Source organism: Streptomyces sp. NPDC097640 (assembly GCF_040302705.1).
GTDB lineage: Bacteria > Actinomycetota > Actinomycetes > Streptomycetales > Streptomycetaceae > Streptomyces.
On the sequence record NZ_JBEOSB010000006.1, the window covers coordinates 64,018 to 84,045 of the forward strand.

Genomic DNA, 20,028 nt, shown 5'->3' on the forward strand with positions numbered 1-20,028 from the left:
TCGGATGGCGGTGACCGGCGGCGCACACACGGCGCACACACGGGTGTGTCACGCAGGGCCCATGAGTACACAGACCCGGTCGTAATGCACCATTCTTGCGCATACACGTACGAACGTTGCACTCGGGGTGGCTGTGCGGCGAATCGTTGCGGGAGGCCGGGCCGCACTGACGCGCGTTTCACCCGAATGCCACGATACGGCACCAATTTGGCCCTCGTTGGTGGGAACGTGACCCCAGACAGCCTTCAGAGCGCCGATCATGACCCCCACGACCCGGACGGCGGGTGCCGTCCGGGAGGCCACGGGGACGCGGACGAGCGGCCTCCGCTCGAGTACTGCGCCCGGGTGTGGGAGGACTTCCTGCGGACGCTGAACCGCATCGAGACCGACTTCGTCCACCGCTGCGGCACCACGGACCCGGGCGTACAGGCATGACGTACACCGAGCCGAGGCCGGGCGGCTACGGCCCCCCTCCCCACGCCGGCCACCGGCCCGCTCCCGGCGAGCGGTTCGACATGGCCCCCGACGACCCGCTGACCTTCCCGCTGCCCGACCCGGAGACGATCGAGAGCCGCTGGGACCTGGAGGGAGACCTGGCCCGGCTGCTCCAGACCTCGGCCCCCGCCTCCTCCCCGCTCGACTCGCCCTTCGACTCCTCTCTCGGCTCCGGTCTCGGCTCCGGTCTCGACGAGCCGCCCGAGAGGACCACCGGCAGCTTCCCCGCCGCCCGCTCCCCCGCGCACGTCCGCGGCCGCGGGCGGCGGCGCCGGGTCCGCTTCCGGCTGCCGACCATGCCCTGGCTCCAGCTGATCAGCCTGATCTTCGCGGCGCTCACCACGGTGATCGTGGCCATGCTCAGCGTGCTGGGCGGGATGATCTCCTACGGCCCGCTGCGCTATCTGGCCGCCCCCAGCACCTCGGAGTCCATGGCGGCCTGGTGGCCGCTGCTGGTCTACGGGCCCTGGCTGGTCGCCTCGCTGTCGGTGCTGCGCGCCGCGCTGCACCGCCGGGGCGCGGCGCACTCCTGGGCGGTGGTGGTGCTCTTCTCCACCATCGCGGTCTTCCTCTGCGTCGCGCACGCGCCCAAGGACCCGCCCAGCATGGCCGTCGCCGGGCTGCCGCCCGTGGCCGCGCTGGTCTCCTTCCACCAGCTGGTGCGGCAGATCACCCTGACCAGCCCGCCGCGCCACGCCCTGCCCCGCACCCGGGGCGCCGATCAGCGCGACAAGCCCCGCGTATGACCGCGGCCACACGCCGTGGCCGCGCATGGCCGTGGCCCTCGCTCGGCCGAGCGAGGGCCACGCGACATCACCGGACCCGTCAGTCCCAGCTGGCGTGGAGCGGCTTGCCCTCCGCGTAGCCGGCGGCGCTCTGCACGCCGATCACGGCCCGCTCGTGGAACTCCTCCACCGCGCCCGCGCCCGCGTAGGTGAAGGAGCTGCGCACGCCCGCGACGATCGAGTCGATCAGGTCCTCGACGCCGGGCCGGGCCGGGTCCAGGAACATCCGGGAGGTGGAGATGCCCTCCTCGAACAGGCCCTTGCGGGCCCGGTCGTACGCCGACTCCTCGCTGGTGCGGTTGCGCACGGCGCGGGCGGAGGCCATGCCGAAGCTCTCCTTGTACGGGCGGCCGTCGGCGGTCTGCTGAAGGTCGCCCGGCGACTCGTACGTCCCGGCGAACCACGAGCCGATCATCACATTGGACGCGCCGGCGGCCAGCGCCATCGCGACATCCCGCGGGTGCCGGACCCCGCCGTCCGCCCACACGTGCTTGCCGAACTTCCGCGCCTCCGCGGCGCATTCGAGCACCGCGGAGAACTGCGGCCGCCCCACGCCCGTCATCATGCGGGTGGTGCACATCGCGCCCGGGCCGACGCCCACCTTCACGATGTCGGCACCCGCCTCGATCAGGTCACGCACGCCCTCGGCCGCGACCACGTTACCCGCGACCACCGGCACACCCGGGTCCAGCGCCCGGACCGCCTTCAGCGCGCTGATCATCGACTCCTGGTGGCCATGGGCAGTGTCCACCACCAGCGTGTCCACACCCGCCGCGAGCAGCGCCTTGGCGCGCCCCTGCACATCGCCGTTGACCCCGACGGCGGCGGCGATCCGCAGCCTGCCGTCCGCGTCCACCGCGGGCCGGTAGAGCGTGGCTCGCAGCGCGCCCTTGCGGGTCATGATGCCGACCAGCTGCCCGTCCGCGTCCACCGCGGGGGCGAGCTTGCGGTGTGCGCCGTCGAGGCGGTTGAAGGCCTCGCGCGGGTCGATGTCCGCGTCGAGCACCAGCAGCTCGCGGGACATCACCTCGCTCAGCTGGGTGAAGCGGTCCACGCCGGCCAGATCGGTCTCGGTGACCACGCCCACCGGGCGGCCGTTCTCCACGACCACACCGGCGCCGTGGGCCCGCTTGGGCAGCAGCGACAGCGCGTCGGCGACCGTCCCCGCCGGGCTGAGCACGATCGGGGTGTCCAGGACGAGGTGGCGCCGCTTGACCCAGCCGACGACATCGGCGACCACGTCCAGCGGGATGTCCTGCGGGATGACGACCATGCCGCCGCGGCGGGCGATGGTCTCGGCCATCCGGCGCCCGGCGATCGCGGTCATGTTGGCCACCACGATCGGGATGGTGGTGCCGCTGCCGTCGGGCGTGGACAGGTCCACGTCCTGGCGCGAGCCGACCGCGGAGCGGCTGGGCACCATGAAGACGTCGTCGTACGTCAGGTCGTAGGGCGGCTGCTGGTCATTGAGGAAACGCACGCTCGGAACTTCCCAGTCATTCGGAATTGGCCCTCGACGAAGGAAGCCGAGGAAAACGCACGTACCTCATTGTCCCATGCCGGTCCCGGTACGGGGGCGGGACGATCATCCAGAACGGCCGGGAAGCCGCTGGTCCGATCGTCCAACGCCGCCCACGCCGCGCGCGTACTACGGCCCGCGCTACGGCCCGTCCGGGTCCGCCCGGTCCAGCGCGGGGCGCGGGCCGGGGCCGGTCTCCAGCAGCAGGTGGTCGGCGGCGGCGGTGTCCGTGACCAGGCTGGTGACCAGGCCGGAGCGGAGCACCGCGCCGATCGCCGGGGCCTTGCGGCGGCCGCCCGCGATGGCCACGACCTCCGGGATCCGCCGCAGCCGGTCGGCCTCCACCGTGATGCACCGCTCGCCCAGGTCGCGGCCGATGCGCCGGCCCTCGGCGTCGAAGAGGTGCGCCGACATCTCGGCGGCGGCGCCGAGGCCCGCGTAGTGGGCCCGCTCCTGCTCGGTCAGCATGTCGTACACCGTCGAGATCCCGGCCTCCCAGGAGCCGATGGACACGGCAGCGACGGTGACCTTGTCGAAGTACTCGAAGGCGCGGGCGATGCCGGGCTGGCCGCGCAGCGCGTCGGCGGTGGCGGTGTCGGGCAGCAGCATGGGCGCGTAGATCGGGTGCGCCTCGCCGCCGGAGACGGCGGCGGCGCGCCGGACCGCCTCGACCGAGCCGCGCTCGGCGGTGCCCGCGTCATAGACGCCGGTGAGCTGGACGACGGTGCACGGGGGCAGCCGGTGCAGCGCCGCGGCCATGTGGATCGTGGAGCGGCCCCAGGCCAGGCCCAGCACATCGCCCTCGGTCACCAGCTCGCCGAGCAGGTCAGCGGCGACCTCGCCGAGGTTCTCCGGGTCCGGGGTGTCGGCCTCGGCGTCGGCCGGGGACTCGACGACGACCGCGTGGCGCAGCCCGTACCGGGCGCGCAGCGCGTCGGAGCGCTCCGCGTCCAGCTCTGCGGGCACCCGGATCTCGATGCGCACCAGATCGCGCTCGAGCGCGGTCTCCAGCACCCGAGCCACCTTGAAGCGGCTGACGCCGAACTCCTCGGCAATCTGGATCTTGGACTTGCCCTCGAGGTAGAAGCGGCGCGCCATGGCGGCCGCCTGCACCAGTTCGGCGGGTCCCATCCGCGTGCCTGAACGGCCCGTCGACACCGCGGTCTCCTCACTGCTTCCTATGTTCTGGACTCACCGTTCATCCTGTCAGAAACGGCGGACTTGATCTGCCCTTTACCCATGAGTTCATCGGGCGGTCGTGGGCCCGTCTTCCGCGGGCCGCACCACCGAGGTGGCCTCCTGGGCCAGATCCCGCAGCTCACGCACCGCCTTGGCGGGGTCGTCGGCCCCGTAGACCGCGGATCCGGCCACGAACACATCGGCGCCTGCCTCGGCACACCGCTCGATCGTCGAGGCGGACACCCCGCCGTCCACCTGAAGCCACATCTCCAGGCCGTGCTTGGAGATCAGCTCGCGGGTGCGGCGGATCTTCGGCAACATGATGTCCAGGAACGCCTGCCCGCCGAAGCCCGGCTCAACCGTCATCACCAGGACCATGTCCAGCTCGGGCAGCAGGTCCTCGAAGGGGTCGATGGGGGTGGCGGGCTTGAGCGCCATCGACGCCCGGGCGCCCTGGGCCCGGATCTCCCGGGCCAGCCGTACGGGGGCGGCGGCCGCCTCGGCGTGGAAGGTCACCGAGCCCGCGCCGGCCTCGATGTACTGCGGGGCCCAGCGGTCGGGGTCCTCGATCATCAGATGGCAGTCCAGCGGCGTGTCCGTCGCCTTGCCGAGCGCCTCGACCACCGGCACGCCGAGAGTCAGGTTGGGGACGAAGTGGTTGTCCATCACATCGACGTGGAGCCAGTCGGCTCCCTCGACGGCCTTCGCCTCCTCCGCCAGGCGGGCGAAGTCGGCGGACAGGATGCTGGGGCTGATCTGGAGGGCCATGGCACCAGCCTGCCACGGCCGCCACCGGTCCATGGAACCGGGTTGATCACGAAGCCGCACCGAGAGCCCTCCGGTCGCCCCGGTCCGGCAGCCGAGCGATCGGCAGCGGATTGAGAAGACACGCATGACCCGACACCTGAAGCGACACCACGTATCCGCGACATCGGGCCGGCCGTGGCCCCTCCGGGGCGCGCTGTCCGTGGCCCTGGCCACGGGGCTGCTGGTGGCCCCGGCCATCGGGGCGGGGGCGGCCACGGCCGCGCCACCGCCGCCGGTCTGCGCCTCCGCCCGGGCGGGGCTCGCCACCAAGCTCTCCACGGACATCGCCACGGCCCTGCGCGGCAGACCCGGCACGGTCGCGATCGCCCTGCGCGACCCCGCCACGGACACCGTCTGCACCCTGCGCGCGGACCAGGCCTTCGACTCCGCGAGCGCGGTCAAGGTCACCGTCCTGGCCGCCCTGCTGTGGGACGCGGAGAAACACGGCCGCCAGCTCACCCGATGCGAGACCGACCTGGCCACCGCCATGATCACCAAGTCGGACAACGCCGCCACCAGCACACTGTGGCGGCAGCTGGGCACCGACCGGATCGGCGCGTTTCTTGGGGCGGCGGGGATGACCCGGACCGTCCCCGGCGCCGAGAACCACTGGGGCCTGACCCAGATCACCGCGCGCGACGAGATGCGGCTCCTGGACCTGGTGACCACGCCCAACGCGGTGCTGAGCGATCACGCCCGCGCCTACATCCTGGAGCTGATGGGCGAGGTCGTCCCGTCCCAGCGCTGGGGCACCCCGGCCGGCGCCCCGGACACCGTACGGGTGCATGTGAAGAACGGCTGGCTGTCCCGCGCCACCCACGGCTGGCGGGTGCACAGCCTCGGCGCCTTCACCCGCGACGGCCACGCCTACACCATCACGGTGCTGACCCAGGACAACCGCACCATGAGCGCCGGAGTCGCCACCATCGAGGCCGTCTCCCGCGCGGTGCACCGGGACCTCGCCCCGGCGGGCTGAAGGTCTCCGAGGCCTCGTCAGGCGGTGCGCCGCAGCAGGGCCAGATACATCGCGTCCGTGCCGTGGCGGTGCGGCCACAGCTGGACGTCCGGGCCGTCGCCGAGCTCGGGCACCCCCGGCATCAGCGGCCGGGCGTCGATCCACTCGGCGGCGGGCGCGGGGCCGCCGCGGCCCTTGAGGACGTCGTCCACCACGGCCCGCGTCTCGGCGAGATGCGGGGAGCAGGTGGCGTAGCCGACCACACCGCCCACGCGCACCGCGGCCAGCGCCTGGCGCAGCAGCTCCCGCTGGAGCGGCGCGAAGCCCGCCAGGTCCTCGGGGCTGCGGCGCCAGCGCGCCTCCGGGCGGCGGCGCAGGGCGCCGAGCCCGGTGCAGGGCACGTCGACCAGGGCCCGGTCGAAGGTGCCGGGACGCCACGGCGGCCTGGTGCCGTCCGCCGCGATCACCTGGTACGGGCCGGGGTTGCCCGCCAGCGCCCGCTCCACCAGGCCCGCCCGGTGCGGCTGCTTCTCCGAGGCGAGCAGCGCCGCGCCCCGCTCCGCGGCCAGCGCGCCGAGCAGCGCCGCCTTGCCGCCGGGGCCCGCGCAGCCGTCCAGCCACCGCTCGTCCGGCCCCTCCAGCGGCGCGCCCGCCAGCGCGAGGGCCACCAGCTGGCTGCCCTCGTCCTGCACCCCGGCGCGCCCCTCGCGGACCGCGTCCAGCGCCCCCGGCTCGCCGCCCTCGGTGAGCCGCACGGCGTACGGGGACCAGCGGCCCGGCAGCGCGGAGCCCTCCCCGACGGCCGCCATCAGCTCCCCCGCCGTACTGCGGCCCGGCCGGGCGACGAGGGTGACCTCGGGCCGTTCGTTGTCGGCCTCCAGCAGGTCCTCGACCCCGGCGCTGCCGCCGCCCAGCGCGTCCCACAGGGCGGAGACGATCCACCGCGGATGCGAGTGGACGACCGCGAGATGCTCCTCGGGGTCCTCGTCGTACGGCGGGGCGACCTTCTCCAGCCAGCCGTCGAGGTCATCGGCCGCGATCTTGCGCAGTACGGCGTTGACGAACTTCGCCCGCCCGTCGCCGAGCACCACCCGCGCCAGCTCGACGGTCGCCGAGACCGCCGCGTGGGTGGGGATGCGGGTGCCCAGCAGCTGGTGCGCGCCGAGGCTGAGCACGTCCAGCACGGGCGGGTCCACCTCGCGCAGCGGCCGGTCCACGCACTCCGCGATGATCGCGTCGTAGGTGCCCTGGCGGCGCAGCGTGCCGTAGACCAGCTCGGTCGCCAGCGCGGCGTCCCGCGCGTCGAAGGGCTTGGCCTCCGTGCTCTCCTGACGGGCCTTGCGCAGCAGGGGCGGCAGGACGAGATTCGCGTACGCGTCGCGCTCGTCGACGGCCCGCAGCGCCTCGAAGGCGAGGACCCGCACGGGGTCCTTCTTCGGGCGCCGGTAGGGCTTGCCGGAGTTGCTGCGGTGGGAACGGCCGGGCTGGGGACTCACGGGAAATGTGCTCCGGGGAAGGATGGGGCTCTGCGGAGTCCCAGCCTACGGGGCGCGCGGGGCCATGCTCAGTTCAGTGCCCCGTCGGCCGCCTGGGCCAGGTCCGCCTGGGCCAGGTCCGCCTCGCCCAGGTCCGCCTCGCTCAGGGGTGACGGCTGCTCGAACTGGGTGCGGTACAGCTCCTCGTAGCGCCCGCCTGCCGCGAGCAGCGCGGTGTGCGTGCCGCGCTCCACGATCCGCCCGTTCTCGACGACCAGGATGAGGTCCGCGGCCCGGACGGTGGACAGCCGGTGGGCGATGACCACCGCGGTCCGCCCGTCCAGCGCCTCGGCGAGCGCCTCCTGGACGGCCGCCTCGGAGGTGGAGTCCAGGTGGGCGGTGGCCTCGTCGAGGATCACCACGCGGGGGCGGGCCAGCAGCAGCCGGGCGATGGTCAGCCGCTGGCGCTCACCGCCGGAGAGCCGGTAGCCGCGCTCGCCGACCACGGTGTCCAGGCCGTCGGGCAGGGCCGCGATCAGCCCGTCGAGGCGGGCCCGGCGCAGCACCTCCCACAGCTCCTCCTCCGTGGCCTCGGGCCGGGCCAGCAGCAGGTTGGCGCGGATCGAGTCGTGGAAGAGGTGCCCGTCCTGGGTGACCATGCCGAGCGTCCTGCGGACCGACTCGGCCGTCAGGTCGCGGACGTCCACGCCGGACAGCCGCACGGCGCCGCCGTCGGCGTCGTAGAGCCGGGGCAGCAGCTGCGCGATGGTCGACTTGCCGGCGCCCGAGGAGCCCACCAGCGCGACCATCTGCCCGGGTTCGGCGCGGAAGGACACCTCGTGCAGCACCTGTTCGCCGCCGCGGGTGTCCAGGGTCGCGACCTCTTCCAGGGAGGCGAGGGAGACCTTGTCCGCCGAGGGGTAGCCGAAGTTGACGCCGTCGAACTCGACCGACACCGGCCCCTCGGGCACCGGCCGGGCGTCCGGCTTCTCGGCGATCAGCGGCTCGAGGTCCAGCACCTCGAAGACCCGCTCGAAGCTGACCAGGGCGCTCATCACCTCCACCCGGGCGCCGGCCAGCGCGGTCAGCGGCGCGTACAGGCGGGTGAGCAGCAGGGCGAGGGCGACGACCGCGCCGGGGTCGAGCTCGCGGCGCAGCGCGTAGTAGCCGCCGAGGCCGTAGACGAGGGCCAGGGCCAGGGCGGAGACGAGGGTGAGGGCGGTGACGAAGGAGGTCTGCACCATCGCGGTGCGCACCCCGATGTCGCGCACCCGCCGGGCGCGCGCCGCGAACTCGGCGGACTCCTCGTCGGGCCGGCCGAAGAGCTTCACGAGCGTGGCGCCGGGCGCGGAGAACCGCTCGGTCATCTGGGTGCCCATGGTGGCGTTGTGGTCCGCCGCCTCGCGCCGCAGCCGCGCCAGCTTGCCGCCGACGCGCCGGGCGGGCAGCAGGAACATCGGCAGGAGCAGCAGGGCCAGCAGGGTGATCTGCCAGGAGATGCCGAGCATCACGGCGAGCGTGAGCAGCAGGGTGACGAGATTGCCGACGACCCCGGAGAGGGTGTCGCTGAACGCCCGCTGGGCGCCGATGACGTCGTTGTTCAGCCGGCTGACCAGGGCGCCGGTGCGGGTGCGGGTGAAGAAGGCGACGGGCAGCCGCTGGACGTGGTCGTACACGGCGGTGCGCAGGTCGAGGATGAGCCCCTCGCCGATGTTCGCGGACAGCCAGCGGGTGACCAGCCCGAGCCCGGCCTCCGCCACGGCGATGACGGCGATGAGGCCGGCGAGTCCGAGGACGAGGCCCTGGCCGGAGCGGTGCACGATCGCGTCGACCACCCGGCCGGCGAGCAGCGGGGTGGCGACCGCGAGCACCGCCGTGACGACGCTGCTCACCAGGAAAAAGACGATCCGGCGGCGGTGGGGGCCGGCGAAGCCGGCGATGCGCCGCAGGGTGTCGCGGGAGAAGGGGCGCCGGTCGTCGTTGGCGCTCGCGGTCCGGTAGAGGGAGTGCATGGCGGTGGCTTCCATGTCCATCGCGCACCTCCGTGGGTCTCGGGGTGCCGTCGCGGGATCGCGGCTGTTCCGGGCCGGCGGCACACCCAGGACCGTAGAACCTCAACCATTGTTGAGGTCAACTCGCCCCCCACCCCGCGCGCGGCGGCCCGGGACGCGGTGACGCGCGCTGGGCCGTGTCCGGCGGATCTCGACGCCTGCGGCGGGGTGGGGAACAGCACCGATGTGCGGCTCCGCCGCGTGGCCCTCGGACGCGCGCTACGCGCCGAGCCGCTCGCCCTCGGCGATGCGTACGCCACGGGCCCAGTCCGCCCCGGGCATCGGCCGCTTGCCCTGCGGGCGCACCCAGGACAGCTCCACCGCGTGGCTGCCCGTGCCGGCGTACACGGCCTTCTTGGTCACCTCGAGCTCGCCGGGCGCCAGGTCCGTACGGTCCGTCACCAGCGCCACCGCGTTCACCTTCAGCCGCTCCCCGCGGAAGGTGGTCCACGCCCCCGGCGCCGGGGCGCAGGCCCGCGCCAGCCGGTCGACGCGCAGCGCGGGCGCGGTCCAGTCGATCTCCGCGTCCTCGACGTTGATCTTCGGGGCGAGCGAGACCCCCTCCGCGGGCTGCGGCTCGGCGCGCAGGGTGCCGTCCTCGATGCCGTCCATGGTGGCGGCCAGCAGCCCGGCCCCGGCCAGCGAGAGCCTGGTCAGCAGGTCGCCGCTGGTGTCCGTGGGCCGTACGTCCTCGGTCACCAGCCCGTAGACCGGGCCGGAGTCCAGGCCCTCCTCGATCAGGAAGGTCGACGCGCCGGTCACCTCGTCGCCCGCCAGCACCGCGTGCTGCACGGGCGCCGCGCCGCGCCAGGCGGGCAGCAGGGAGAAGTGCAGATTGACCCAGCCGTGCGCGGGGATCTCCAGCGCCGCCTTGGGCAGCAGCGCGCCGTAGGCGACCACCGGGCAGCAGTCCGGCGCGATCTCGCGGAGCCGGTCCAGGAACTCCGGGTCGCGCGGCTTGGCCGGCTTGAGCACCTCGATCCCCGCCTCCGCCGCCCGCTCGGCGACCGGGCTCGCCACCAGCCGGCGGCCGCGTCCGGCGGGCGCGTCCGGCCGGGTGACGACGGCCACCACCTCGTGCCGGTCGGACGCGATCAGCGCGTCCAGGGCGGGAAGGGCGACCTCGGGAGTACCGGCGAAGACGAGCCTCATGGGTGGCGAACTACCTCTCACGCGCAGCGGGAACAGCGCACCAGTCTAGGGCGACCCGCCGACAGGGGGCGTACGTGAGCGAGGGCGCACGCCCCCGGACCGTGACCGACGGGCGGGTATCGCGTTGGTCAAGGCAGTCAAGACAGATTGACCGCGTCGGGCCGCTGCGGCGGCCCGGCGCGCTTCCCCCTTCCCGTCTGCTGTCTTCGAGTATCTACGCCGGATTCGAGAGGCTTGTTCATGGCCGACCACGCAACCCACGACGCCCAGGCACGGGCCAGCCTGCACCTCCTGGTCCGGGACATCGAGCGGGTCCGCCGACAGGTGGACGCGCTGCGGACCCTCACCGCCCAGCTCGGCAACGTCTACCGTCCGCGGCGCACCGGCCCGTCCGCGGGCTTCGTCGTCTACGGACGCGCCCCGGCGCCCACCGTGCGCCTGGCCCAGGAGCTGCGGGACAGCGTCGAGACCCTGGTCACGGCCGCCGTGGACTTCGACCGTTCGCTCGGCTTCTCGTGGGACGCGGTGGGCTCGGCGCTCGGCGTCACCAAGCAGGCGGTGCACCGCCGTTACGGCGCGCGCCGGGCCGCCGCCGCGCAGAGCGCCGCAGTCGAGGGCGCCGAGGCGTCGCTGCGCACCGCGGAGCCGGGCGCCGTGTCAGCGGTCCCGTCGGTGCCGTCGGTGCCCGCCGCGCGCTCGATGCCCCCGCAGCCCGCCCCGGCGCTGCGCGAGGAGCCCCGCCCGGGCGCCCTGCCCAACCCGCGCAACGGCTGAGGCGTCTGCCTCCGCCCGTCAGCCGATGTCGAGCGGGTCGATCCGTACCACCGGGTGCTTCTCGCCCCGGGCCAGCCGCTGCGCCTTCGCCGCCTTGACCGCCGCCGCGAGGTCACTGCCCTGACCGGGGCGCACGCGCAGCAGCGCCCGCTGCCACTCCTCCCCCGGCGGCGGCTGACCGGGCCGGCGCGGGCGGCCGGGCTCCGTCGGGGGCAGCGCTACAGGGCCGAGGGTCTCGGTGCCTTCCGGCAGCCGGGCCGCGGCGATCAGCTCGTCCACCGCCTCGGCGGGGCCGGCGACCGAGGCCATCCGGGACACCGGCGGAAAGCCCAGCTGGGCCCGTTCGGCCAGCTCCCGCGCCGCATAACCGGCCGGGTCCCAGCGCACCAGCGCCTGGACGGGCCGCTGCGTGGGCTCGGCGATCACCACGACCAGCCCGCCGTCCTCATGGCCGCGCACCAGGGCCGCCGCGTCCAGCCAGCGGCGCAGCGCCTCCTCCCCGGCCCGCAGGTCGGGGCGGCCGAGCAGGGCCCAGCCGTCGAGCAGCAGGGCCGCGGCGTAACCCCCCTCGGCGACCGGCTCGGCGCCGGGTGTCGCGACCACGAGCGCCGGGCGGCCCGGGACCGCGTCGAGGACATGATCCCGGCCCGAGGTGCGCACCGCGACCTCCGGAAAGGCTCGGCCCAGCTCCTCGGCCGTGCGCCGGGCCCCGACGATGCTGGCCCGCAGCCGCACGCCCCCGCATTCGGGGCAGCGCCACCCGCCCTCGGGCCGCCCGCACCACGCGCAGTTGAGCGTGTCCGCGTCCCGGGCCTCCAGCGGGCCCGAGCAGTGCGCGCAGCGCGCGGGCTCCCGGCAGCGCTCGCAGGCCAGCCGGGGTACGTACCCCCGGCGCGGCACCTGCACCAGCACCGGGCCCCGGGTCAGCCCCTCCCGCACGGTCCGCCAGGCGAGGGTCGGCAGCCGGGCGGCGCGCGCCTGCGCGTCCCGCGCTGTCTCGCCCTCGTCGACCGTACGGATCAGCGGGGCCGCGGCCCGGACCTGATCGCGGTCGGCCTCCAGGGGGCGCGCCCAGCCGTTCTCCACCAGCTGGGCGGCCTCCACGGTGCGGCCGAGGTCGCCCAGCAGAAAGCCCGTCCGCTCCTGGACGGCGCGCAGCAGCAGTACGTCGCGGGCGTGCGGCTGCGGTGTGTGGTCATCGCTGTGGCTGTGGTCGCCGTCGTCCCAGATCCCCACCAGCCCGAGGTCCCTGACGGGCGCGAACATGGCAGCCCGGGTGCCCACCACGGCCCGCACCGAGCCCCGGCTGACGGCCAGCCAGCGCCGGTAGCGCTCCTCGGGCCCGAGATCCGCGGTCAGCAGCACATGCCGCCCCGGCCCGCCGAGCACCTCGGTGAGCGCCTCGTCGACCCGCGCGGCCGTCCGCCCGTCGGGGACGACGACCAGCGCGCCGCGCCCCGAGGCGAGGGTGGCGGCCACCGCGACGGCCCACTCGCGCGGCCAGTGCGGCCCCGGCAGCGCGGTCCACACCGCCCGCGGCGCCCCGCCGCCCGCGAGCGCCTCCAGAAACCCGGGCCCGGCCGGATAGCGCTCCCAGCTCCCCGCCGCGGGCGGGGCGGGCGGCGGCAGCGGCGGCGGGGACGGCTCGCCCTCGGCCCGTACGTTCCGCTTGGGCACGGCCAGTTGCAGTATGTCGGCGAGCGATCCCGCGTACCGGTCGGCGACGGCCCGGCACAGCGCGAGCAGCCCGGGCCCCAGCACCGGCTCCGGCGACACCACCTGGGCGATGGCCGCCAGCGGCCCCCGGTAGTCGGACTCGGCGACCCGCTCGATGACGTACCCGTCGAGCAGCCCCCCGCCCTCCCGGCGCCCCTCGCGCACCTTCCCCGTACCGGCGCCGAACCGCACCCGGACCCGCACCCCGGGCCGCGCCTCGGCGTCCATCTCGGCGGGCACCGCGTAGTCCCACAGCTGGTCGAGGTGGACCGGTCCCTTGTCCACCAGCACTTTGGCGACCGGCAGCTCCTGCGCCAGCGCCGCCCCCCGCCATGTCCGCGGCTTGGCCTTCGGCACCTTGGCCTTGCGCACGGTCTCGCGAATGAGCGCGAGCTGCTCGCCGCCCTGCGGGTCCGCCCCGGGGGCCCGCCCCGCCGGATCCCGCCCCGCCGGATCCCGCTCCGGCCGCCCGTTGTCGCTGCTCACAGCTTCAGTCTTAGCAGACAGCACGGACACCGGCCCTGGCGTCCCGCAGGGCGCCAGGGCCGGTGTCCGAATTCGATGCGCGGGTGCTTACAGACCCGTGGCCGCGCGCAGCGCGTCCACGCGGTCGGTGCGCTCCCAGGTGAAGTCCTCCAGCTCGCGGCCGAAGTGGCCGTACGCCGCCGTCTGGGCGTAGATCGGGCGCAGCAGGTCCAGGTCGCGGATGATCGCGGCCGGGCGGAGGTCGAAGACCTCGGAGATGGCCTGCTCGATCTTCTCGGCGTCGACCGTGGCCGTGCCGAAGGTCTCGACGAACAGGCCGACCGGCTCGGCCTTGCCGATCGCGTAGGCCACCTGCACCTCGCAGCGCGAGGCCAGGCCGGCCGCCACGACGTTCTTCGCGACCCAGCGCATCGCGTACGCCGCCGAGCGGTCGACCTTGGACGGGTCCTTGCCGGAGAAGGCGCCGCCGCCGTGGCGGGCCATGCCGCCGTAGGTGTCGATGATGATCTTGCGGCCGGTCAGGCCGGCGTCACCCATCGGACCGCCGATCTCGAACCGCCCGGTCGGGTTCACCAGCAGGCGGTAGCCCTCGGTGTCCAGCTTGATGCCGTCCTCGACGAGCTCGTTGAGGACGTGCTCGACCACGAACTCCCGGATGTCCGGTGCCAGCAGCGAGTCCAGGTCGATGTCGGAGGCGTGCTGCGAGGAGACGACCACGGTGTCCAGGCGGACCGCCTTGTTGCCGTCGTACTCGATGGTGACCTGCGTCTTGCCGTCCGGGCGCAGGTAGGGGATGGTCCCGTTCTTGCGGACATCGGACAGGCGACGCGAGAGCCGGTGGGCCAGGGAGATCGGGAGCGGCATCAGCTCGGGCGTCTCGTCGCAGGCATAGCCGAACATCAGGCCCTGGTCGCCCGCGCCCTGCTTGTCCAGCTCGTCCTCGTCACCCTCCACCCGGGCCTCATAGGCCGAGTCCACACCCTGCGCGATGTCCGGGGACTGGGAGCCGATCGACACCGAGACGCCGCACGAGGCTCCGTCGAAACCCTTCTTCGACGAGTCGTAGCCGATCTCGAGGATCTTGTTGCGCACGAGCGTGGCGATCGGTGCGTACGCCTTGGTCGTCACCTCGCCGGCCACATGCACCAGGCCGGTGGTGATCAGTGTCTCGACGGCGACCCGGGAGGTCGGGTCCTCCTTCAGGAGCGCGTCGAGAATGGTGTCGCTGATCTGGTCAGCGATCTTGTCGGGGTGACCCTCGGTCACTGATTCCGAGGTGAACAGGCGGCGGGACACATCGCTCCCTGGGGTTGCAGCGGCTGCTGGCTGATCATGGTTGGGACCGCCCGGGAGCTGCGCCCGATGCGGTTCCTCGGCCAGTTTATCCGGCGCCCTGGCCGGTCGAGCATCCCCGTCCACAGGACGGGCAGGCCGTGACCTGGAACATACCTCTCCCCGACCGGAAAATCAGCCTTGCCGGTGAGGCAGGAAAGTGTCATTCCCACTGATGGCCCGAAAATGACCGAAGACGACCCGAACCGGATCACTCAGCCGAGACGCCCGGCCACCAGGTCCCAGACGGTGTCGGCGAGGATCTCCTTGGGCCCGTACGGCACCGGGGTCTCGGTGCCGTCGGCCGCCAGGACCACGGCCTCGTTCGCCTCCGAGCCGAAGGTCTTGTGCTCCCCCACCTCGTTGACGACCAGCAGGTCGCACCCCTTGCGGGCGAGCTTGGCGCGCCCGTTGGCGAGCACGTCGTCGGTCTCGGCGGCGAAGCCCACGATGATCTGTCCGGGCCGGGCGCGGTCGGCGGAGATCTCCGCGAGCACGTCCGGGTTGCGGACCAGGACGATCGGCTCCGGCTCCTGCCCGTCCCGCTTCTTGATCTTGCCTTCGGCGTACTTCGCGGGCCGGAAGTCGGCGACGGCCGCGGCCATCACCACGGCGTCGGCGTCCGCGGCGGCCTTGACCACCGCCTCGCGCAGCTGCACCGCGGTGCCCACCCGCACCACATCGGCCCCGGCCGGGTCGGGCAGCTCGCTGTTGGCCGAGACCAAAGTCACCCGGGCGCCGCGGGCGACGGCGGCCCTGGCCAGGGCGTAGCCCTGCTTGCCGGAGGAGCGGTTGCCCAGGAAGCGCACCGGGTCCAGGGGCTCGCGGGTGCCCCCGGCGCTCACCACGACATGGCGGCCGGCCAGGTCCTGGCGCCTCTCCTCGGCGCCGCGGGCGAGCACCCGGCGGCAGACCTCGAAGATCTCGCCGGGCTCGGGCAGCCGGCCCTTGCCGGTGTCCACGCCGGTCAGCCGCCCGACGGCGGGCTCGATGACGACGGCCCCGCGGCGGCGCAGCGTGGCCACGTTCTCCTGGGTGGCCGGGTGCTCCCACATCTCGGTGTGCATGGCGGGCGCGAAGACCACCGGACATCGGGCGGTGAGCAGGGTGTTGGTGAGCAGGTCGTCGGCCAGGCCGTGGGCGGCCTTGGCGAGCAGGTCGGCGGTGGCGGGGGCGACCACGACCAGGTCCGCGGACTGGCCGATGCGCACATGCGGGACCTCGTGGACGGAGTCCCAGACCTCGGTGGCCACGTGGTTGCCGGACAGGGCGGACCAGGTCGCGGCCCCGACGAAGTGCAGGGCCGAGTCGGTCGGCACGACCCGCACCTCATGCCCCGACTCGGTGAGGCGGCGCAGCAGCTCGCACGCCTTGTAGGCGGCGATCCCGCCGCTGACCCCCAGGACGACCTTGGGCTTGTCCATCGCTCGCCTCTCCGTGCGCTCCGTCTCCGTCGCGCGCTGCCCCGTCGCGTACGTACCCATGACACACCACGGGCCCGGCGGGGATGCCGCCGGGCCCGTGGTGGGAGTTCCGACTACTGGGCCGGGCCCTCGATGGCCTCGGAGGTCAGCAGACCGGCGTTGATCTCGCGGAGCGCGATCGACAGCGGCTTCTCGTGGACGTGGGTGTCCACCAGCGGGCCGACGTACTCGAGCAGGCCCTCGCCGAGCTGCGAGTAGTACGCGTTGATCTGGCGGGCACGCTTGGCCGCGTAGATCACCAGGCTGTACTTGGAGTCGGTGGCCTCGAGCAGCTCATCAATCGGCGGGTTGATGATGCCCTCGGGCGCGGTGATGGAAGAGGACACTCTCTGCCTTCCGAGTGGGTGGTGAAGAAATGAGAAATTCGATCGTGGCGGTCGGTGCTCTGTGCTTGCCACCCTGACCAGGAAAGATCAAACGACTCGCATCAAGGTTAGCAGCTCTTGCGCCACGTCCTCGACGGAGGTATTGACCAAGGTCACATCGAACTCGGGCTCGGCGGCCAGCTCGGTCTTCGCGACCTCGAGCCGTTGTTCGATCACCTCGGGCGGCTCGGTCCCCCGGCCGGTGAGCCGGCGCACCAGCTCCTCCCAGCTCGGCGGGGCCAGAAAGACCAGCTGCGCGTCCCGCATGGACTCGCGGACCTGACGGGCACCCTGTAGGTCGATCTCCAGCAGCACCGGCTCACCCGCGGCGAGGCGGTCCTGGACCGCCTCGCGCGGAGTGCCGTAGCGGTTGCCCGCGAACTCGGCCCACTCCAGCAACTCGCCGTTGGCGATGAGCTTGTCGAACTCCCCGTCGTCCACGAAGAAGTACTGGACGCCGTGGCGCTCGCCGGGGCGCGGCTTGCGTGTGGTGGCCGAGACCGAGAGCCACACCTCGGGGTGTGCTTTGCGCATATGAGCGACGACCGTGCTCTTACCGACCCCGGAAGGGCCGGAGAGCACGGTCAGCCGCGGACGTGCGTCCGGGGGTACGGGGGTCGCCCCCCTGGAGTGTGCTGCCATGCAGCGATTATCCAGGTTCCCGGGAGTGCCTGGAAACGTCAGCTGGCGGCGCCGCCGAACTCACGCTCAAGCGATGCGATCTGGTTGGAGCCCAGACCGCGGACACGACGGCTCTCGGAAATGCCGAGCCGCTCCATGATCTGCTTGGCGCGGACCTTGCCGACGCCAGGCAGGGACTCCAGGAGAGCGGACACCTTCATCTTGCCGATGACATCGTTCTCCTGGCCCTGCTTGATGACCTCGTGCAGGGATGCGCCGGAGTGCTTGAGTCGATTCTTGACCTCGGCGCGCTCCCGGCGAGCCGCGGCGGCCTTTTCGAGCGCGGCTGCGCGCTGTTCAGGGGTAAGGGGCGGAAGAGCCACGCCTACGTCACCTCGGATGTCGAACTGTCGGATACGGACCGGTGAGGAACCTAGTCGCCCCTCACCTGGGGAGCAACGCGCAACGCAGCTGCGCGCTGGCTCTGGGTCGGAGACTAGCGGCCGATCCCGCTCCAGTCAGCGAGAACAGACGAAAAGTCCTGGTCAGACTCGCTCGACTTGGACATTTAGGGGCAAAATAACCCGCTTATTCGGCCACAGCACGCACTTGATCAGCCATTCGGAGCGCGGCCGACGCGAGCGAAGCGGGGTCCGGACCGTGCCGGAGCACCCCTCGGCTGACGCTGGGGACCACATTCCGCACCGCCGCGCCGAAGACCCCCGGGAGGTCCTCGGGGGTCGCGCCCTGGGCCCCGATGCCCGGAGCGAGCAGCGGCCCGCCGATCGCCAGATCCGCGCCCGCCTTCGCCGCGGTGTCCTTGAGCGTCGCGCCGACGACCGCGCCGTACGAGCCGAGGCCGCCCGCGCGCGCCTCCTCGGCGTTCTCCGCCCTAAGATGATCCAGCACCGTGGCGGCGACCGTCGCCCCGCCGGGCCGCACCGCGTGCTGCACCTCGGCGCCCTCCGGGTTGGAGGTCAGCGCCAGCACGAACACCCCGGCCCCGCTCGCCCGCGCCGCGTCCAGCGCGGGGCGCAGCGAGCCGAACCCCAGATACGGGCTGACGGTGACCGCGTCCGAGAACAGCGGGCTGCCCGGGTCCAGGTACGCCTCGGCGTACGCGGCCATCGTGGAGCCGATGTCGCCGCGCTTGGCGTCCATCAGCACCAGCGCCCCGGCGGCCCGGGCGTCCGCGACGGCCCGCTCCAGCACCGCGATGCCGCGCGAGCCGAAGCGCTCGAAGAACGCGGACTGCGGCTTGAGGACCGCGACCCGCTCGGCGAGGGCGTCCACGACCGTGCGGGTGAACCGCTCCAGGCCCGCGACGTCGTCCCCGAGCCCCCAGTCGGCGAGCAGCGAGGCGTGCGGGTCGATGCCGACGCACAGCGGGCCGCGCGCGTCCATGGCGTGGCGCAGGCGCGCACCGAAGGGTTCGGGGGTGTCGGTCACGGGGGTTCTCCTTGGGGTGGCGGGATGCGGCTGCGTGCTGGGTGAGTTTCTGTCCCCTTCCCGCCCCTCCCCGATCCTGGGGGCACGCCTCCAGCCCCCCGGGCGCCACCGGATCCTGGGCAAGCCCCCAGGCTCAGCCGAGCCCCGGCGGGGTTCGGGGTGCAGCCCCGGGGTGGGGGAGGGGTGGGGTGCGGGGAAGGGAGCCGCTACTGCGTCGGGCTCGGGGCGGTCGCGCCGACCGCGTCGGCGAGGGTGGCGTACGGGCTGGCCGCGAGGCGGGCGGCGAGGCCGCGGTGGATGCGGCGGCTCCAGAACGGGCCCTCGTAGATGAAGGCGCTGTAGCCCTGGATCAGCGTGGCCCCGGCCAGGATCCGCTCCCAGGCGTCGTCGGCGGTCTCGATGCCGCCCACCCCCACCAGCGTGATCCGGTCGCCGACGCGGGCGTACAGGCGGCGCAGCACCTCCAGGGAGCGGGCCCTCAGGGGCGCGCCCGACAGGCCGCCGGTCTCGGCGGTGAGCGCCGGGCCGGAGGCGAGGCCGAGGCCGTCGCGGGCGATGGTGGTGTTGGTGGCGATGATGCCGTCCAGGCCCAGCTCGACCGCGAGGTCGGCGACCGCGTCCACGTCCTCGTCGGCGAGGTCGGGGGCGATCTTGACGAGGAGCGGCACCCGGCGGCCGTCGACCATGCGGTCCGCGGCCTCGCGTACGGCGCTCAGCAGGGGCCGCAGATGGTCGACGGCCTGGAGGTCGCGCAGCCCGGGGGTGTTGGGCGACGACACGTTGACGACGAGGTAGTCGGCGTGGGTGGCGAGCCGCTCGGTGGAGGTCACATAGTCGGCGACGGCCTCCGCCTCCGGGACGACCTTGGTCTTGCCGATGTTGACGCCGACCGTGGTCCGGAAGGCGGGGCGGCCGGCCCGGCGGGCCGCGAGCCGGGCGGCCACGGCCGCCGAGCCCTCGTTGTTGAAGCCCATGCGGTTGATCAGCGCACGGTCCGCGACCAGGCGGAACAGCCGCTTCTTGGGGTTGCCGGGCTGCGGCTGGGCGGTGACGGTGCCGATCTCGACATGGTCGAAGCCGAGCATGGCCATGCCGTCGATGCCGACGGCGTTCTTGTCGAAGCCGGCCGCGAGCCCGAACGGCCCGTGCATGCGGAGGCCGAGCGCCTCGGTGCGCAGCGCCCGGTGGCGCGGTGCGAGGAGGGCCGCGACGAAGGTCCGCAGGACCGGGACGCGGGCGGCGAGCCGGATCCAGCCGAAGGCCAGGTGGTGCGCCCGCTCCGGGTCCATATGGCGGAAGACGAGACGGAAGAAGAGCTGGTACATGGCGGGCTTTCTGCGACGGTGAGGGCCAGGGGCGGATACGGGGCGAGCGGGCGCCGGG

18 protein-coding genes are annotated in these 20,028 nt (G+C 73.6%); 4 read left to right on the forward strand and 14 right to left on the reverse strand.

Going from position 1 to position 20,028, the window contains the following annotated elements:
- Nucleotides 1-228: 228 nt before the first annotated feature.
- Together ABTY62_RS10865 and ABTY62_RS10870 are read left to right on the forward strand one after the other, a co-directional pair.
- Nucleotides 229-435, forward strand: a complete 207-nt coding sequence (locus tag ABTY62_RS10865) for a hypothetical protein (RefSeq protein ID WP_352129112.1) — start codon at nt 229-231, stop codon at nt 433-435.
- Complete coding sequence (locus tag ABTY62_RS10870) at nt 432-1,241, forward strand: DUF2637 domain-containing protein (RefSeq protein ID WP_352129113.1); 810 nt, start codon at nt 432-434, stop codon at nt 1,239-1,241. Before ABTY62_RS10865 ends, ABTY62_RS10870 begins: the two co-directional genes overlap by 4 nt.
- A gap of 79 nt (nt 1,242-1,320) precedes the next feature.
- Here the strand turns inward: ABTY62_RS10870 and ABTY62_RS10875 are convergent, their stop codons facing one another.
- From ABTY62_RS10875 to rpe, 3 genes are all read right to left on the reverse strand, one after another.
- Nucleotides 1,321-2,760: a GuaB1 family IMP dehydrogenase-related protein gene (locus tag ABTY62_RS10875; protein ID WP_352129114.1), complete on the reverse strand. Its 1,440-nt coding sequence runs from the start codon at nt 2,758-2,760 to the stop codon at nt 1,321-1,323.
- A 180-nt stretch (nt 2,761-2,940) separates the two neighbouring features.
- The gene (locus ABTY62_RS10880; RefSeq protein ID WP_311725840.1) at nt 2,941-3,930 is read right to left on the reverse strand and encodes a sugar-binding transcriptional regulator; all 990 of its coding nucleotides are present in this window, start codon (nt 3,928-3,930) and stop codon (nt 2,941-2,943) included.
- A 114-nt stretch (nt 3,931-4,044) separates the two neighbouring features.
- Nucleotides 4,045-4,746, reverse strand: coding sequence for a ribulose-phosphate 3-epimerase (gene rpe, locus ABTY62_RS10885; RefSeq protein WP_352129115.1), 702 nt, complete (start codon nt 4,744-4,746; stop codon nt 4,045-4,047).
- 124 nt (nt 4,747-4,870) lie between these two features.
- Between rpe and ABTY62_RS10890 the strand changes: the two genes are divergently transcribed.
- On the forward strand, nt 4,871-5,761 hold the full coding sequence (locus ABTY62_RS10890; protein WP_352129116.1) for a serine hydrolase: 891 nt from the start codon (nt 4,871-4,873) through the stop codon (nt 5,759-5,761).
- Between the two features lie 17 nt (nt 5,762-5,778).
- Here ABTY62_RS10890 and ABTY62_RS10895 read toward each other — a convergent pair whose 3' ends face one another.
- From ABTY62_RS10895 to fmt, 3 genes are all read right to left on the reverse strand, one after another.
- Nucleotides 5,779-7,236 carry an RsmB/NOP family class I SAM-dependent RNA methyltransferase gene (locus ABTY62_RS10895; RefSeq protein ID WP_352129117.1) on the reverse strand — a complete coding sequence of 486 codons (1,458 nt, stop codon included), beginning with the start codon at nt 7,234-7,236 and terminating at the stop codon, nt 5,779-5,781.
- Between the two features lie 68 nt (nt 7,237-7,304).
- Nucleotides 7,305-9,248 carry an ABC transporter ATP-binding protein gene (locus ABTY62_RS10900; protein WP_352129118.1) on the reverse strand — a complete coding sequence of 648 codons (1,944 nt, stop codon included), beginning with the start codon at nt 9,246-9,248 and terminating at the stop codon, nt 7,305-7,307.
- Between the two features lie 237 nt (nt 9,249-9,485).
- Nucleotides 9,486-10,418, reverse strand: a complete 933-nt coding sequence (gene fmt, locus ABTY62_RS10905; protein ID WP_352129119.1) for a methionyl-tRNA formyltransferase — start codon at nt 10,416-10,418, stop codon at nt 9,486-9,488.
- 240 nt (nt 10,419-10,658) lie between these two features.
- Between fmt and ABTY62_RS10910 the strand changes: the two genes are divergently transcribed.
- Nucleotides 10,659-11,192: a hypothetical protein gene (locus ABTY62_RS10910; protein ID WP_352129120.1), complete on the forward strand. Its 534-nt coding sequence runs from the start codon at nt 10,659-10,661 to the stop codon at nt 11,190-11,192.
- Between the two features lie 18 nt (nt 11,193-11,210).
- On the opposite strand, the gene ABTY62_RS10915 is transcribed toward ABTY62_RS10910, so the two are convergent.
- From ABTY62_RS10915 to ABTY62_RS10950, 8 genes are all read right to left on the reverse strand, one after another.
- The gene (locus tag ABTY62_RS10915) at nt 11,211-13,394 is read right to left on the reverse strand and encodes a primosomal protein N' (RefSeq protein ID WP_352129121.1); all 2,184 of its coding nucleotides are present in this window, start codon (nt 13,392-13,394) and stop codon (nt 11,211-11,213) included.
- An 87-nt stretch (nt 13,395-13,481) separates the two neighbouring features.
- Nucleotides 13,482-14,690: a methionine adenosyltransferase gene (metK, locus tag ABTY62_RS10920; protein WP_352129122.1), complete on the reverse strand. Its 1,209-nt coding sequence runs from the start codon at nt 14,688-14,690 to the stop codon at nt 13,482-13,484.
- A 251-nt stretch (nt 14,691-14,941) separates the two neighbouring features.
- Nucleotides 14,942-16,150: a bifunctional phosphopantothenoylcysteine decarboxylase/phosphopantothenate--cysteine ligase CoaBC gene (gene coaBC / locus ABTY62_RS10925; RefSeq protein WP_352129123.1), complete on the reverse strand. Its 1,209-nt coding sequence runs from the start codon at nt 16,148-16,150 to the stop codon at nt 14,942-14,944.
- 113 nt (nt 16,151-16,263) lie between these two features.
- On the reverse strand, nt 16,264-16,536 hold the full coding sequence (gene rpoZ, locus ABTY62_RS10930) for a DNA-directed RNA polymerase subunit omega (RefSeq protein ID WP_005319902.1): 273 nt from the start codon (nt 16,534-16,536) through the stop codon (nt 16,264-16,266).
- Between the two features lie 87 nt (nt 16,537-16,623).
- The gene (gene gmk, locus ABTY62_RS10935) at nt 16,624-17,217 is read right to left on the reverse strand and encodes a guanylate kinase (protein ID WP_352129124.1); all 594 of its coding nucleotides are present in this window, start codon (nt 17,215-17,217) and stop codon (nt 16,624-16,626) included.
- 38 nt (nt 17,218-17,255) lie between these two features.
- Nucleotides 17,256-17,579, reverse strand: coding sequence for an integration host factor (locus tag ABTY62_RS10940; protein ID WP_055492888.1), 324 nt, complete (start codon nt 17,577-17,579; stop codon nt 17,256-17,258).
- A gap of 205 nt (nt 17,580-17,784) precedes the next feature.
- Complete coding sequence (pyrF, locus tag ABTY62_RS10945) at nt 17,785-18,645, reverse strand: orotidine-5'-phosphate decarboxylase (protein WP_352129125.1); 861 nt, start codon at nt 18,643-18,645, stop codon at nt 17,785-17,787.
- Between the two features lie 206 nt (nt 18,646-18,851).
- A complete protein-coding gene (locus tag ABTY62_RS10950; RefSeq protein ID WP_352129126.1) occupies nt 18,852-19,970 on the reverse strand; it encodes a quinone-dependent dihydroorotate dehydrogenase in 1,119 nt (372 codons plus the stop codon).
- Nucleotides 19,971-20,028: the final 58 nt, after the last annotated feature.